Annotated in this window: 15 protein-coding genes; 14 read left to right on the forward strand and 1 reads right to left on the reverse strand. The window is 48.6% G+C overall.

Annotated elements, in window-relative coordinates:
- Positions 1-181 precede the first annotated feature (181 nt).
- Together DWV73_RS01090 and DWV73_RS01095 are read left to right on the forward strand one after the other, a co-directional pair.
- Positions 182-529, forward strand: coding sequence for a type II toxin-antitoxin system PemK/MazF family toxin (locus tag DWV73_RS01090; protein WP_022360133.1), 348 nt, complete (start codon positions 182-184; stop codon positions 527-529).
- 143 nt (positions 530-672) lie between these two features.
- Positions 673-1,401 carry a YebC/PmpR family DNA-binding transcriptional regulator gene (locus DWV73_RS01095; RefSeq protein WP_022360132.1) on the forward strand — a complete coding sequence of 243 codons (729 nt, stop codon included), beginning with the start codon at positions 673-675 and terminating at the stop codon, positions 1,399-1,401.
- A 264-nt stretch (positions 1,402-1,665) separates the two neighbouring features.
- On the opposite strand, the gene DWV73_RS01100 is transcribed toward DWV73_RS01095, so the two are convergent.
- Complete coding sequence (locus DWV73_RS01100; protein ID WP_106999701.1) at positions 1,666-3,129, reverse strand: nicotinate phosphoribosyltransferase; 1,464 nt, start codon at positions 3,127-3,129, stop codon at positions 1,666-1,668.
- A gap of 572 nt (positions 3,130-3,701) precedes the next feature.
- Between DWV73_RS01100 and ileS the strand changes: the two genes are divergently transcribed.
- The 12 genes from ileS to DWV73_RS01160 all read left to right on the forward strand — a co-directional run bounded on the left by ileS (position 3,702) and on the right by DWV73_RS01160 (position 15,899).
- On the forward strand, positions 3,702-6,890 hold the full coding sequence (gene ileS / locus DWV73_RS01105; protein ID WP_117795197.1) for an isoleucine--tRNA ligase: 3,189 nt from the start codon (positions 3,702-3,704) through the stop codon (positions 6,888-6,890).
- Positions 6,891-6,936: 46 nt separating this feature from the next.
- A complete protein-coding gene (locus DWV73_RS01110; protein WP_117795199.1) occupies positions 6,937-9,405 on the forward strand; it encodes a glycogen/starch/alpha-glucan phosphorylase in 2,469 nt (822 codons plus the stop codon).
- A gap of 27 nt (positions 9,406-9,432) precedes the next feature.
- On the forward strand, positions 9,433-9,957 hold the full coding sequence (locus DWV73_RS01115) for a hypothetical protein (protein WP_106999704.1): 525 nt from the start codon (positions 9,433-9,435) through the stop codon (positions 9,955-9,957).
- A 214-nt stretch (positions 9,958-10,171) separates the two neighbouring features.
- Positions 10,172-11,164, forward strand: coding sequence for a SpoIID/LytB domain-containing protein (locus tag DWV73_RS01120; RefSeq protein ID WP_117795201.1), 993 nt, complete (start codon positions 10,172-10,174; stop codon positions 11,162-11,164).
- A gap of 40 nt (positions 11,165-11,204) precedes the next feature.
- Positions 11,205-11,972 carry a M23 family metallopeptidase gene (locus DWV73_RS01125; protein WP_117795203.1) on the forward strand — a complete coding sequence of 256 codons (768 nt, stop codon included), beginning with the start codon at positions 11,205-11,207 and terminating at the stop codon, positions 11,970-11,972.
- 450 nt (positions 11,973-12,422) lie between these two features.
- Entirely contained in the window at positions 12,423-13,013 is a 591-nt protein-coding gene (locus DWV73_RS01130) for a lactate utilization protein (RefSeq protein WP_117795206.1), read from the forward strand.
- 204 nt (positions 13,014-13,217) lie between these two features.
- A complete protein-coding gene (locus DWV73_RS01135) occupies positions 13,218-13,613 on the forward strand; it encodes a CBS domain-containing protein (protein ID WP_022360124.1) in 396 nt (131 codons plus the stop codon).
- 92 nt (positions 13,614-13,705) lie between these two features.
- Positions 13,706-14,104, forward strand: a complete 399-nt coding sequence (locus tag DWV73_RS01140) for a spore coat associated protein CotJA (protein ID WP_227589710.1) — start codon at positions 13,706-13,708, stop codon at positions 14,102-14,104.
- Positions 14,104-14,358, forward strand: coding sequence for a spore coat protein CotJB (locus DWV73_RS01145; RefSeq protein WP_022360123.1), 255 nt, complete (start codon positions 14,104-14,106; stop codon positions 14,356-14,358). Before DWV73_RS01140 ends, DWV73_RS01145 begins: the two co-directional genes overlap by 1 nt.
- Before the next feature lie 3 nt (positions 14,359-14,361).
- Entirely contained in the window at positions 14,362-14,973 is a 612-nt protein-coding gene (locus tag DWV73_RS01150) for a manganese catalase family protein (protein ID WP_117795208.1), read from the forward strand.
- Between the two features lie 20 nt (positions 14,974-14,993).
- A complete protein-coding gene (locus DWV73_RS12685; protein WP_181986206.1) occupies positions 14,994-15,605 on the forward strand; it encodes a hypothetical protein in 612 nt (203 codons plus the stop codon).
- 3 nt (positions 15,606-15,608) lie between these two features.
- Positions 15,609-15,899 carry a phage holin family protein gene (locus DWV73_RS01160; protein ID WP_022359091.1) on the forward strand — a complete coding sequence of 97 codons (291 nt, stop codon included), beginning with the start codon at positions 15,609-15,611 and terminating at the stop codon, positions 15,897-15,899.
- Positions 15,900-16,001: the final 102 nt, after the last annotated feature.

Here is a 16,001-nt window from a genome sequence, read left to right on the forward strand (position 1 = left end):
TAAGATAAAGTAGATAGCTTCGGCAAAGCCGGGAACCTGGACTGCCGGATGCATTTATGGGACGACCCGCGTATAGGCGGTGTAAATCTGTCCATACTAACGGTATAAACGGACTGTGGAGCTGTGAAAGTACAAAGCAGTTATTTATATCTTAAAATAGTTTGGACGGAGTGTGAATCGAGTGGTTATCAGACGAGGAGATATTTATTACGCAGATTTAAGACCGGTCATCGGCTCAGAGCAGGGCGGCGTCCGCCCGGTGCTGGTCATCCAGAATGATATCGGCAACAAGCACAGCCCGACCGTGATCTGCGCGGCGATCACATCAAAGATGAACAAAGCCAAGCTGCCGACGCATGTGGAATTAAACACGCGCCGCTGTGCGATGGTGAGGGATTCGGTCATTTTACTGGAACAACTCCGCACGATCGATAAGCAGCGGCTGAAAGAGAAAATCTGTCATATCGACGGGGCGCTTTTACAGGAAGTGGACCGTGCGCTGAAGGTCAGTCTGGAACTGGATACATAAAATCAGCCGCGAACCCCTTGTCAAGCATACAGAATGGTGTTAAAATAGTTAAGATGCAGCTTTTTAGTGCCGAAATCGGCGTGATATAAAAGCTGATGAGCGAAAAGATACAACAAAGAAGATAGAAAGAGGAGTGTTATTTTATGTCAGGACATTCAAAGTTCGCCAATATTAAGCACAAAAAAGAGAGAAACGACGCAGCAAAGGGAAAAATCTTTACCGTTATCGGCCGTGAGATTGCCGTAGCTGTTAAGGAAGGTGGTTCGGATCCGGCAAACAACAGCCGTCTGCGTGATGTGATTGCAAAAGCAAAAGCGAACAATATGCCGAACGATACCATCGATCGTGGTATCAAGAAAGCAGCCGGAGATGCAAACTCTGTCAATTACGAGAATCTTACATACGAGGGATATGGTCCGAATGGCGTCGCTATCATCGTAGATACCCTGACCGACAACAAGAACCGTACCGCAGCGAATGTCCGCAGCGCATTTACCAAGGGCGGCGGAAACGTAGGTACTCCGGGCAGCGTGTCCTTCATGTTTGATAAAAAAGGTCAGATCATCATCGACAAAGAAGAGTGCGAGATGGATCCGGATGAGCTGATGATGCTTGCACTGGATGCAGGAGCTGAGGATTTCTCCGAGGAGGAGGACAGCTACGAAGTGATCACCGCACCGGAAGATTTCTCTGCAGTCCGCGAGGCGCTGGAGAAGGCTGGCGTTCCGATGATGGAAGCAGACGTTACCATGATTCCGCAGAACTGGGTAGAGCTTACCGATGAGGAATCCATCAAAAAGATGCAGAGAATCCTGGATCTTCTGGATGAGGATGATGACGTACAGGCTACTTACCATAACTGGGATGAGTAATTGATATCATATTTGATATAGATTTAAAAAAATAAAGATACGATTCATATAAAAACTGTCGCTGGAATACAATGGCGGGCTGGACTTTTCAAAGAAGAGGGCTGGCAGCCGGATGTATTTGGCGGCAGTTTTTGTGTAATAGGAATTTCCTTGGAGACACATTCGTTTTTATATTGCAAATTTTATGGAAGCATTAAAGAAAAAAATACCATGTCCGGCAGCAATAAACTTGCCTGAACATGGTATTTACTCGTATTTTATCTACTAGTTGCTTGTATAATGATAGCTGTCTAACAGCTGTGCCTTCATATGCCACAGCTCGTTGGAGAGATCCACATGAATCTCATGCGGGTTTACCAGACGGCGGGACTCATCCCACAGCGTCTCCTGTTCTTTCTTGCAGTATTCGCGGATGTCCATAACCTTTGGAGACTCGTAAACGCATTCGCCGTTTTTGAAGATTGGAACGAGAAGTTCGCGCATGGTGTAGGTGCCCGGCGCGAGGTGTGTCTTTTTCCATGTCTCGATCGGATCGAAGAGCAGAAGGGAATTCTTCTCATCGAACTCTTCATCCACGAGACAGATCAGATCTGCGATAATCTTGCCAGTCTCCTTGTCATAGATTCGCTGGATGGTCTTGTTGCCCGGATTGGTAACCTTTTCTGTATTTTCCGAAAGCTTGATCTTCGGGATAAATTTGCCTGTGTGACGGTCCATGATGGCAGCCAGCTTATAAACGCCGCCGAAGGAAGGGCAGTCCTTGGAGGTGATGAGGTTTGTGCCGACACCCCAGGACGTGATGGCAGCGCCCTGAATCTTCAGGCTGTCGATCAGGTATTCATCCAGATCGTTGGAGGCTGAGATGACTGCATCCGGGAATCCGGCGTCATCCAGCATCTTGCGGGCTTTCTTGGAAATATATGCAAGGTCGCCGCTGTCGAGGCGGATGCCGTAGAAAGTCAGCGGGATACCGGCGTCGCGCATCTCCTGGAAGACGCGGATCGCGTTCGGAACACCGGAACCCAGGGTATCATAGGTATCGGCTAACAGGATGCAGGCACTCGGATAGAGCTTTGCATAAGCGCGGAACGCAGTCAGCTCATCCGGGAAACTCATGATCCAGCTGTGTGCGTGGGTTCCCTTGACCGGAACGTCAAATAGTTTTCCGGCCAGTACATTGGAAGTGCCGATACAGCCGGCGATCATGGCAGCGCGGGCGCCATAGGTACCGGCGTCAGCACCCTGCGCGCGGCGAAGCCCAAACTCCATGATTCCGTCCCCGCGTGCGGCGAAGACGATACGGGATGTTTTGGTCGCGATCAGACTCTGGTGGTTGATGATATTTAAGATGGCAGTCTCAACCAGCTGTGCTTCCATGATCGGCGCGATGACCTTGACGAGAGGCTCACGCGGGAAGACAACGGTGCCTTCTGGGATTGCGTAAATGTCACCCGAAAATTTGAAATTGTGAAGATATTCGAGGAAATCTTCATCAAAAATGCCGAGTCCGCGTAAGTATTCGATGTCGGCATCATCGAAGTGAAGATTTTTCACATAGTCAATGACCTGCTCTAAGCCGGCGCAGATGGAAAACGCATTTCCATCCGGGTTTGTGCGGTAGAACGCATCAAAAATGACGGTTTCGTTGGCATCTTTCTCCCGGAAATAGCCCTGCATCATCGTCAGTTCATACAGGTCGGTCAATAGGGTAAGGTTTCTTGGCTCCATAATATTCTCCTTTGTTGCGAAAGACGGCTGCGGGCACGCCCTTCTTTTTATATATAGTATACTTCATTGTTTATATTTGCAATGAATGTCTGTGTCTGTTTTTTAAAGTAAATACAGACATATTTTATATACTATACCATAAAATCAGGGGAATGGCAAAATAATGATAATTTTATAACATGTGAATCATATCCGAAACATTCCTTGACAACCATCTGGAAAAAAGATACAATGTCCATGTTAGTGATTTGATTACTAATTATGATAGGAAAAGCAATGATGGAGACAGTAGCGCCGCACGGAAAGCGGGAGCGAGGCAGGGACGGTGAGAGCCTGCTGTGAGTAAAGCGGATGCGAAGATCACTCCGGAGCTTCGGGCTGAACCATTTTTGGAAGTCTGAGCGCCGTTTCTGACAGCGCCCGGAAGGAAAATTCAGTAAGTACCGACGGTTTCCTCCGTTATAGGGAGCGCATATAAAGGTATGCAGTAATAGGTGGTTAAAAGCAAGTGGGCCCTTGTCCTGTTACAGGATGGGTCCATTTTTATTTCATATTTTTAGGAGGAATTTATCATGTACAACAAAGTTCCGGCAAACATGAATTTCGTGGAACGTGAAAAGAACATTGAGAAGTTCTGGGAAGATGAGCAGATTTTTAAGAAGAGTATCGACAGCCGTAAGCAGGGACCGACCTATACATTCTATGACGGACCGCCTACCGCAAACGGCAAGCCGCACATCGGACACGTGCTGACCCGTGTTATCAAGGATATGATTCCGAGATACCGCGCGATGAAGGGCTACATGGTTCCGAGAAAGGCTGGATGGGATACCCACGGTCTTCCGGTTGAGCTGGAAGTAGAGAAGATGCTGGGACTGGACGGCAAGGAGCAGATTGAGCAGTATGGTCTGGAGCCGTTCATCGAGCACTGTAAAGAGAGTGTCTGGAAATACAAAGGAATGTGGGAAAAATTCTCCAACACCGTTGGTTTCTGGGCAGACATGGAGCATCCGTATGTTACCTACCACAACAGCTTCATTGAGTCTGAGTGGTGGGCATTAAAAGAAATCTGGAACAAGGGACTTCTTTATAAGGGCTTCAAGATCGTACCGTACTGCCCGCGCTGCGGCACCCCGCTGTCCAGCCATGAGGTGGCACAGGGATATAAGGATGTCAAAGAGCGTTCTGCGATCGCTAAGTTCCCGGTAAAGGGCGAAGATGCATACATTCTTGCATGGACGACCACCCCGTGGACACTTCCGTCCAACGTTGCGCTCTGTGTAAACCCGGACGAGACATATGTAAAGGTAAAAATGAAAGAGGATGGCACGGTTTATTATATGGCGCAGGCGCTGTGTGATACTGTTCTGGGCGAGGGTACTTACGATGTTCTGGAAACCTTTGTCGGAAAAGATCTGGAATACAAAGAGTATGAGCCGTTATTTGACTATGCCGTAGCAACCTGTGAAAAACAGCATAAGAAAGCATTCTACGTTGTCTGCGATAATTATGTAACCCTGACCGATGGTACAGGTGTCGTACACATCGCACCGGCATTTGGTGAGGACGACTCCAAGGTCGGCAGAAAATATGATCTTCCGTTTGTACAGTTAGTAGACGGAAAGGGCGAGATGACGAAGGAGACTCCGTGGTCCGGTATGTTCTGCAAGAAAGCCGATCCGGAGGTTCTGAAAGCATTAAGAGAAAGCGGACTTTTGTTCTCCGCACCGGTATTTGAGCATAGCTACCCGCACTGCTGGCGCTGCGATACACCGCTTATCTACTATGCACGTGAATCCTGGTTCATCAAGATGACCGCAGTTAAGGATGACCTGATCCGCAACAACAATACGATCAACTGGATTCCGGAGAGCATTGGTAAAGGGCGTTTTGGCGACTGGCTGGAGAATGTCCAGGACTGGGGCGTGAGCCGTAACCGTTACTGGGGTACTCCATTAAATATCTGGGAGTGCGAGTGCGGCTGCCAGCACGCGATCGGAAGCCAGGCAGAATTAAAATCCATGAGTCCGAACTACACGGACGTTGTGAAAAAATATGCAAAAGAGATGGATCAGGAGGCAAATGGAGAGGTTGAGCTTCACCGCCCATTCATCGATGATGTGACGATCACCTGCCCGAAGTGCGGCAAACAGATGCACCGTGTACCGGAGGTTATCGACTGCTGGTTTGATTCCGGTTCCATGCCATTTGCACAGCATCATTATCCATTTGAAAATAAAGAACTGTTTGAGCAGCAGTTCCCGGCAGATTTCATCTCCGAGGCGGTTGATCAGACGCGTGGATGGTTCTACTCCCTGTTAGCTATCTCGACCCTGATCTTTAACAAGGCGCCGTACAAGAATGTTATCGTTCTGGGGCATGTCCAGGATGAGAACGGACAGAAGATGAGTAAGTCCAAGGGCAACGCGGTTGACCCGTTCGATGCACTGCAGACTTACGGCGCTGACGCGATCCGCTGGTATTTCTACATTAACAGTGCACCGTGGCTGCCGAACCGTTTCCACGGAAAAGCCGTTATCGAGGGACAGAGACGTTTCATGGGTACTCTCTGGAATACCTATGCATTCTTTGTACTCTATGCGAATATTGATAATTTTGACGCAACCAAATATACGCTGGAATACGATAAACTTCCGGTTATGGACAAATGGCTGCTGTCTAAGTTAAACAGCCTCATCAAAGAGGTGGACGACGATCTGGGCAACTACCGCATTCCGGAGGCTGCAAGAGCGCTCCAGGATTTCGTCGATGATATGAGTAACTGGTATGTCAGAAGAAGCCGTGAGCGTTTCTGGGCGAAGGGCATGGAGCAGGATAAGATCAATGCGTACATGACACTCTACACCGCACTGGTAACTGTAGCGAAGGTAGCGGCTCCGATGATTCCGTTCATGACCGAAGACATTTACCAGAATCTGGTTCGCAGTCTGGATAAAGAGGCACCGGAGAGCATCCATCTGTGCGACTTCCCGGTTGCAAATGAGGCGCACATCGACAAGGATCTGGAAGCGAAAATGGAAGAAGTCCTGAAGGTTGTCGTTCTGGGTCGTGCAGCAAGAAATACTGCTAACATCAAGAACCGTCAGCCGATCGGACGTATGTTCGTGAAGGCAGAGACCGCTCTGCCGGCGTTCTATCAGGAAATCATCCAGGATGAGCTGAATGTGAAGAAGGTAGAGTTCACGGATGATGTCCGCGCATTTACCTCCTACAGCTTCAAGCCGCAGCTTCGTACCGTTGGACGCAAGTATGGCAAGTATGTAAACGAGATCAAAGAGATTCTTGCAGGTCTGGACGGAAATCAGGCGATGGATACCTTAAATGAAACCGACCTTTTAAGCTTTGAGACGCAGGACGGTACAAAGGTAGAGCTGGCAAAAGAAGATCTTCTGATTGACATGGCACAGGTACCGGGCTTTGTATCTGAGGGTGACAATTTCGTTACCGTTGTTCTGGATACTAATCTGACACCGGAACTCATCGAAGAGGGCTTTGTCCGTGAGATCATCAGTAAGATTCAGACGATGCGTAAGGAAGCCGGTTTTGAGGTAATGAACCATATCAACGTCTTCCAGGACGGAAATGATAAACTTGCAGAAATTTTAAAGAACCATACAGAGGAAATCAAGAAAGAGGTTCTGGCTGATAATATCCTGATTGGCACCATGGGCGGACACACAAAAGAGTGGGATATCAATGGCGAAAAAGGTATGTTTGGTGTTGAGAAAACGACTGACTGATGTGCCTGGCGGGAAACCGTGATACTACGAATATTAGGAGGACAGGATGCGCGAGATCAGCAAAGAAGAGTTTAAAAAGAGTATTATCGAAAATGTAAAGAACCAGTACCGCAGAACGATCGACGAGGCGACACCGCAGCAGATATTCCAGGCTGTGTCCTATGCGATCAAGGATGTGATTATCGACGACTGGATTGCAACTCAGAAGCAGTTTGACGAGACAGGCGCAAAGAAGGTATATTACCTTTCTATGGAGTTTCTGATGGGACGTGCGCTTGGTAACAATATCATCAACCTGGGTGCGAAAAAAGCAGTGAAGGAAGCACTGGAAGAGCTGGGTTTTGACCTCAATGCGATTGAGGATCAGGAGCCGGATCCGGCACTTGGAAACGGCGGTCTGGGGCGTCTGGCAGCATGTTTTCTGGATTCCCTGGCAACGCTTGGTTATCCGGCTTACGGCTGCGGCATCCGTTACCATTATGGTATGTTCAAGCAGAAAATTAAAGACGGCTACCAGGTGGAGGTGCCGGATGAGTGGCTGAAAAACGGTTATCCGTTCGAGCTTCGCCGCCCGGAGTATGCGACCGAGGTTAAATTTGGCGGTTATGTCAAGACCGAGTGGGACGGTGGGCGCAACCATTTTGTACAGGAAGGTTATCAGTCTGTTCTGGCAGTTCCGTATGATATGCCGATTGTCGGCTACGGCAACAACGTAGTCAACACCCTGCGTATCTGGGATGCACAGCCGATCGACACGTTCAGCCTTTCTGCATTTGACAAGGGTGATTACCAGAAGGCGGTCGAGCAGGAGAATCTGGCGAAGAACCTGGTTGAGGTCCTTTATCCGAACGACAACCACTATGCGGGTAAAGAGCTGCGTCTTAAACAGCAGTATTTCTTCATTTCTGCCAGCTTACAGGTTGCTCTGAAGAAATTCAAAGAGACAAACGATGATATTCACAAACTGCCGGAGAAGATCGTATTCCAGATGAACGATACGCATCCGACCGTGGCAGTTGCTGAGCTGATGCGCCTGCTCCTGGATCAGGAAGGCTTAAATTGGGATGAGGCGTGGGGTATCACAACAAAATGTTGTGCATACACCAACCACACTATCATGGCAGAGGCGCTGGAAAAATGGCCGATCGAGCTGTTCTCCCGCCTGCTTCCGCGTGTATACCAGATTGTGGAAGAGATCAACCGTCGTTTCCTGATCGAGGTACAGAATAAGTACCCGGATAACTATGAGAAAGTTAAAAAGATGGCGATCATCTTTGACGGTCAGGTCAAGATGGCGCATCTGGCCATCGTAGCCGGATATTCCGTCAACGGTGTGGCAAAACTTCACACCGAGATTCTGAAAAATCAGGAGCTGAAAGATTTCTACGAGATGATGCCGGAGAAATTTAACAATAAGACAAACGGTATCACCCAGCGTCGTTTCCTGCTGCATGGCAACCCGCTTCTGGCAGACTGGATCACGGAGCAGATTGGCGACGAGTGGATTACCGATCTTCCGCACCTGGCAAAATTAAAAGTATACGTCGATGATCCGAAATTCCAGCAGGAATTTATGAACATCAAGTACCAGAATAAACTGCGCCTGGCAAAATACATCAAGGAGCACAACGGCATCGACATTGATCCGCGTTCCATTTTCGATGTACAGGTAAAACGTCTCCATGAGTACAAGAGACAGCTTTTAAATATCCTTCATGTAATGTACCTGTATAACCAGCTCAAAGACAATCCAAACATGGATATGGTTCCGAGAACCTTTATCTTTGGTGCGAAAGCAGCGGCAGGTTACCAGATTGCCAAGAAGACGATCAAACTGATTAACTCCGTAGCAGATGTTATCAACAATGATAAATCCATCAATGGTAAGCTGAAAGTTGTGTTTATCGAAGATTACCGCGTTTCCAACGCAGAATTGATTTTTGCGGCAGCGGATGTCAGCGAGCAGATTTCCACCGCCAGCAAGGAGGCGTCCGGTACCGGCAACATGAAGTTCATGCTAAACGGTGCGCTGACGCTGGGCACGATGGATGGTGCGAACGTGGAGATCGTCGAGGAGGTAGGCAAGGAGAACGCATTTATCTTCGGTCTGAGCGCTGACGAGGTTATCAATTATGAGAACAACGGCGGTTACAACCCGGAGGAGATCTTCAACACCGACCAGGATATCCGCCGCGTGCTGATGCAGCTCATCAACGGCTACTATTCACCGCAGGATCCGGAGCTGTTCCGCGATATTTACAATTCTCTGTTAAATACAAAGAACAGTGCCAAGGCAGATACCTACTTCATCCTGAAAGATTTCCGTTCCTATGCGGAAGCACAGAAACGCGTCGAGGCAGCTTACCGTGACGAGAACTGGTGGGCGAGAGCAGCCATGCTCAACACAGCAAGCGCTGGTAAATTCTCCTCTGACCGTACCATCGAGGAGTATGTGCGCGACATCTGGCATCTGGAGAAGATCCATGTGGACGATGATGATGTAAAGGCACTGTAAAAGGAGTAAAAAGAGGGAGGACACACTATGAGAGGATACAGAAAAAGACCGGGGACACAAGGATTTTCGGTTCCTCTTGTGGGTGCTTCCCTCTTTTTTATCATTTCGCTGTTTTTGTTTGCTTCTTATAAAAACAGCGCCTATCAGCAGGCGAAAAAGGAAATCTATTCGCTTTATACGGCGAACCGGGCGTTTGATCTGGATGAGGTGTATCAGGACGGTCTGACGGCGATCTATGCGAAAGAGTATGGAAAGACGGCAACCGAGGCTGGATGCGAGGCGCTGGAGCAGACGGGGCTTCCATATGTCCTTTTATTATCGCAGTTTTCCGCTCCGGTGGAACGCGTGTATGTGACGAACTGTCAGCTGAGCGAGACGGGGCGGGATAAGAAGGCGCGGACGTATGACTACACGGTTTCGGTGCGTTTCTGCCTGGAAAAAGGCGATGAGGTGCTGGCACCGGAGAAGACGATGGACTTTCATGGAACTGTGGTGATGAAGAAAAAGGGATGGTTCCGCTGGCTGCTGGATGGTGTGACGCTGGGGGAGTAAAAGAATGATAGAGGGGAAACTGGAAGAGACTGCAAAGGGCGGCGGAGGAAAAGCCGGAGCGTAGACTTGTGATATTTTTTGAGTGCCTGTCATAAGATAAGGAAGGCAGAGAAAAGAAGCAGGTTTGTAAGGCATTGAAACCATAAGTTTACTGGTATGGCAAAACAGAAAATGCGTGAAACCGTACTGGAACAGTCAAAACAGGAGAACCGAAATGAAGAAGAGAACTGCCGCCGTACTGGCGGCTTTTTTGATCCCATATATCACAACACTGGCAGTTTCCGGGCGTGTGCAGGGGGCGGATGGAGGAAAAATCGGAGGAAATTCAGATAGAACATCTGGAGGGGGAAGTCAGACGGATGATCGGCACATCCTTCTGGATCGGGAGGATGGCGGCCGCAACAACGGAACCGGATATGCTGTCCCGCTGGAAGAATATCTGATCGGTCTGACTGCAGTGCAGATTCCGGACGGCTATCCGAAGGAGGCAGTCAAGGCACAGGCAATTCTGGCGCGGACAGCGCTGTACCGGGAGATGGACGGGGCAGATTCGATCGAGGAATCGGCGCTAGATATGGATTATCTGGAGCCGGAGCAGATCGAGAGCAAGTTTGAGGCGGCTGGAATGCCGGAATATTACCAGACGATCTGTGGGGCAGTGCGGGAGAGCGCAGGACAGACGGCGATCTGGGATGGGGATTATATTGAGCCGCTGTTTCATGCAGTGAGCGCGGGGCGGACGCGCGAAGGGGATGAAGCGCATCCGTATCTGGCATCGGTTGCGGCAAAGGAGGATGAGGGCGCTGGTGGCTACCTGACGCGGCAGGGCATGACACGGGAAGAACTGAAAAAACGTCTGGAAGAAGGACTGAATGCATTGGGAGAACACCCGGATCTGGAAAATCTGGAAGAAGATCGGATTCTGGAGGAGATTCAGATCGTGAAACGGGACAGCGCCGGTTATGTGGAAACCGTGCAGATTGGGGCGGAGACATACAGCGGGGACGCGGTGCGCTATGCGTTAGGCGTGCCGTCGCCAGCTTTTTCCCTCGAGGAAGACGGGGACGAAATCCGCTGTGTTACTTATGGGCGCGGGCATGGTTACGGGTTGTCGCAGTACGGGGCGGGACTCATGGCGGAGAATGGGAGCAGCGCGGAAGAAATTTTAAAGCATTATTTTAAAAATATTCAAATCGTTTCTGAATAAAACGATTCACTTCGGCAAGACTAATACCGAGGTGATAAACGTGAAAAATAAAGTAAGACAGTTATTCAGGGACAAACTTGTTCTGGTAATGACAGTGCTTGGTCTGCTGACAATCGTAGCCGCAGCAGGAACCGTAAAAATTCGAAAAGATAATGCACAGGATGGAAGAAATCCGTATCTGGATGTGCCGCAGACGGAGGGAATCCTGGCGGAAGAGATGCCGCAGAACCGTTTAGAAGAAAACGACGGACAGGCAGAAACACGCGCACAGGTGGCAGGAAGTTCGGACGCCTCGTATTCGGTCAATAACCGGAATGAAGCCGATCAGAAGCCGATGGAGGAGGAAAAAGAGAGCAGTCTGGGAGCCGGAGCAGCTGCCGCACGCGCACTTTCCTACAATGGAACCGATCGCTTAAGCTGGCCGGTCCAGGGCAATGTAATTCTCGATTACAGCATGGATTCGACCATCTATTTTCCGACGCTCGATCAATACAAATGCAATCCGGCACTCATTATCCAGGGCGATGTGAGTGAGCCGGTCGCCGCACCCGCCGAGGCGCAGGTAACCGAAGTCGGTTCTAATGAGGAGATCGGCAATTATGTTGTGCTGGATCTGGGAAGCGGCTACACGGCGGTCTGTGGACAGCTCAAAGACGTTCAGGTGGCGCAGAAGCAGTATGTGGCAAAAGATACGATACTCGGATATGTGGCAGAGCCGACCAAATACTATTCGATTGAGGGAAATAACGTATATTTCGAGCTGATGCACGACGGAGAACCGGTGGATGCGCTGGACTATCTGGAATGACAGGCTGAAATGCTGTTTATGATACGCCTTGCAGTCTGGTTCTGGCTGTGGCAGAAATTGGAAATGAAGGGATAAGTTTGTGTTTTGTGACAGGTGGTTTTGAAACAGAAAGCTGCTGTATGAAAACATGAAGACAGGGAATTTTGTTGACTTGATACTGTTTACGGGTAGGCACTTTTGGAACCGAAAGTGCCGTAAGAAAACGTGGTGGCAGCAGGAATTTGCCGTATTTGAATGCGAAGCCACGGCAAATTCCGTTACTGGGCACGCATGTGTGAACAGTAACTTGACTTGAAGCAAGGCGGGCAGCTAATTTGCTCTGCCTTGTTTTTCTGCCAATATTTGATATACTATAGGTAAAGTACGAATATTTTCAAAGATCAAAGGCTGTCAATGTAGGTTATAAATAAAAGTTACTATAAATTGAACGATTTAATAAGGAGGACAAAGATGGAACAGGAATTGTTGAAGAATAATTTTGAACGTCACGGATTTAAAACGAGTTTCTTTGATACAAAGAAGGCTGCGTCGGACTATCTGAAAGATCAGATTTCCGGGAAAAAAGTTGCGATAGGCGGAAGTGTGACGGCACAGGAGATGGGACTTTATGAGGCACTTTCCGAGAAAAATGAGGTGATCTGGCACTGGAAAAAGGCAGGGCGCGAGACGCTTATGGAAGCGAGAAGTGCCGAGGTGTACATAACCAGCGCCAATGGTGTTTCCAAAACCGGAGAACTGGTCAATATCGATGGAACCGGAAACCGCGTGTCGCAGACCTTATTCGGACCGGAAAAAGTATATTTTGTCATTGGAAACAATAAAGTCTGTCCGGATTTGACATCTGCGATGGAACGTGTAAAACAGATCGCAGCACCGAAGAACGCAGCCCGTCTGCAGGTCCAGACCCCGTGTGCGAAAACGGGCGTTTGCGTAGACTGCAACAGCCCGGCACGGATTTGCCATTCGATCGTGATCCTGGAGCGTCCGAGCAATGGGATGGAAGTAGAGGTTGTGTTTGTGGATGAGGAGATGGGTTATTAGGAGCGGAATATAGTTACTGGTCACGGGTATGAACAGTACCGATTATAGAAAAATTTGATGGAAAAATAAGGATTTCTTTATATCTTTTTTGGACGGATTTGGTATAATCAAGAAGAACGAAGGCAGATTTGAACGAAAATATACAAAATCTACAGATACGTATGGGGTACGTATGGGGAAAGATGAAAGGAGAACAGGTAAACCATGAATATATTATTTTTTCTGACACCGAAAAGTGAAGTCATTTATGTGAATGAGGAGGACACGGTTGGGCAGGCAATGGATACGATGGAAAAGTACAAGTATTCTGCGGTGCCGATCATCACGAAGGCAGGGCGTTACGCAGGAACATTAACCGAGGGCGATCTGCTGTGGGGACTCAAAAATAAGACAGATCTGGTGCAGAAAGGACTGGAAAAAGTGCGGATCACTGAGATTCCACGCCGTTCCGATAATCAGCCGGTACTTGTCAATGCGGATATGGAAGATCTTCTGGGAAAGATCATGAACCAGAATTTCGTGCCGGTGCTGGATGATCAGAAAAATTTTATCGGTATTATTACCAGAAAAGATGTTATCAGTTACCTTTGTAAAAAATAGTACATAATGATCGCTCTGTTTTTCAGCGGCGATCGCATTTATATATTTCCTGCATAAGATAAAGTATAACTGCTTTTGTAGGAGAATGAAATATGAATGGTTATCAGGATAACTCCAGCCGGAAAAATGCCTGCCGTTCGGGAATGCCTCTTATGTCATGCCCGGTGGCAGGCATTTCTGGCAATCGCTGCATAAATACTGCACCGCCAACCTGTCCGCCGGAAATACCTTGTGCTGGTTCGGTGCATCCTGTTTTGGAAAATGGGGCATTTTGCCCGCAGGGGCCAGAAATCCGACCTGCCCGCCCGTATCCGCAGACAGGAGGAAACAGGCCGCCGCAGACATTTCTGGGAGGCGGAAATTATCCGGTCGGCATGGGATATGTACCGGTTCAGTCCTGGCAGCAGCCGTATGCGCTGGAAACCGCATTCAGGCGGGGAACTATTTTTCCGGATCTGGATCTGCCGTTTATGATGGGAGGTGCCTGCTGATGAATGAGACTGCCAGAAAATTGATGAAACGGATTGATGATGCCAGCTTTGCAATGGATGATGTGATTCTCTATCTGGACACCCACCCGGATGACAGGAATGCGCTGAATTATTACCGGTATGTGGTGGCACTTCGGAAAGAAGCTGTTAAAGCGTATGAGGCATCGTTTGGACCGCTCACGATCGAGGATGCGGACGATGCATGCACATGGTCCTGGCTTACAGAGCGCTGGCCGTGGGAAGGGGAGGTGTAGCGTATGTGGAGATATGAAAAAAGATTACAATATCCAGTCAATATCAAGACGCCGAATCCGAAGATCGCGCAATATATAATGAGCCAGTATGGCGGTCCTGACGGCGAAATCGGAGCCTCTATGCGCTACCTGTCCCAGCGGTATACGATGCCTTATAAGATGCAGAAAGGACTTCTGACCGACATCGGAACCGAGGAACTCGCCCATATGGAGATGATTGCCGCCATTGTCCAGCAGCTCACGCGCAACCTTACTCCGGCACAGATCGAGTCATCCGGGTTCGGACCATACTATATCGACCACACCACGGCAATCTGGCCGCAGGCAGCAGGCGGAATCCCGTTCAATGCGTGCGAGTTCCAGTCGAAGGGCGATGCGATCACGGATTTATATGAGGATATGGCAGCAGAGCAGAAAGCCCGCACAACCTACGACAATATTCTCCGCGTGGTCAAAGATCCGGAAGTATGCGATCCGATCCGTTTTCTGCGCGAGCGGGAGATTGTACATTTTCAGCGGTTTGGTGAAGCTTTAAGAAATGTACAGGATCACCTGAGCAGTCGTAATTTCTATACGTTTAACCCAGAGTTTGATAAAGTGAAAGCGAAGGGATAAAACAAAAACCTCCGTAAACAATGTCAAATTCATTCTTTACGGAGGTTTTCAAACCAGCACCGAGTGCGGATAAATCCGAACCCTCAACCTCCGCCAGTGTGATGGTCTTAGAACTGTTCTTACAGTTAAAAGTAAGGAATTATCTTGTCCTCATAAAGATACACCGCATTTACAAAACTGTCAATCAGTCTTTGCCGCTGTTCCCGCTTTGTCACATCAAATTTACGGAAGCGGTAAATGAAAAATGCTATCTGTTCTCTTGTAAGCAGGGGCTTGTGCATTTCCTCCTGCAAAATGCTGACTTCAAGCTGCCTTTTGGTTTCCTCCAACTCGTCCAGTCTTTGCTTGGTGGACGGAGTAAAAATCCCTGCTTGAATGGAGTTGAGCATATTGTTAATACCTTTTTCCGTTTCTGCAAGCTACTTTTTCAAAAGAGGCAGATCGGTGCTTTCTTTCTTCTGCAACTCCATCAGCGTATCAATCAGTCGTTCCATGACTTCATCATTCATAATTGCTTTCATACAGTAATTGAGCGTACATATAAATTAGAGGAGACCGAGGCAGTGATGCAGAAACAGATCCGGGTGGCAAACCATCGGATCGCAGATTTGGAAAAGCAGATGGAGGGATAAGGTATGCAGATTAAAGATTATGTAAAGCCGGAATTACTTGTGGTAGCAGTAGTGCTGTACTTTATTGGGATGTGGCTGAAGCAGAGCGAGACAGTGAAAGACAAATACATCCCACTCATTAATGGGCTGATTGGCGTTGCGATTTGTGCCATCTATGTGTTCGCCACCTGTGCCTGCGGTAGTGGTCAGGATATCGCGCTGGCGGTTTTCACGGCACTTACACAGGGCGTCCTTGTGGCGGGATTGTCTACGTATGTAAACCAGATTTTTAAGCAGTCAGGAAAAGAAGAGTAGAAGGAGGCGATCCGACTATCTCCCGCGGCAGTTCGGGGCATGGCTGCCGTTGCGACATCGCAACAATAGGGGAAAATCGACGAAAGCCGATAGTAGGAATAA

Source organism: Clostridium sp. AF12-41, from assembly GCF_003461685.1.
GTDB classification, from domain to species: domain Bacteria; phylum Bacillota; class Clostridia; order Lachnospirales; family Lachnospiraceae; genus Otoolea; species Otoolea fessa.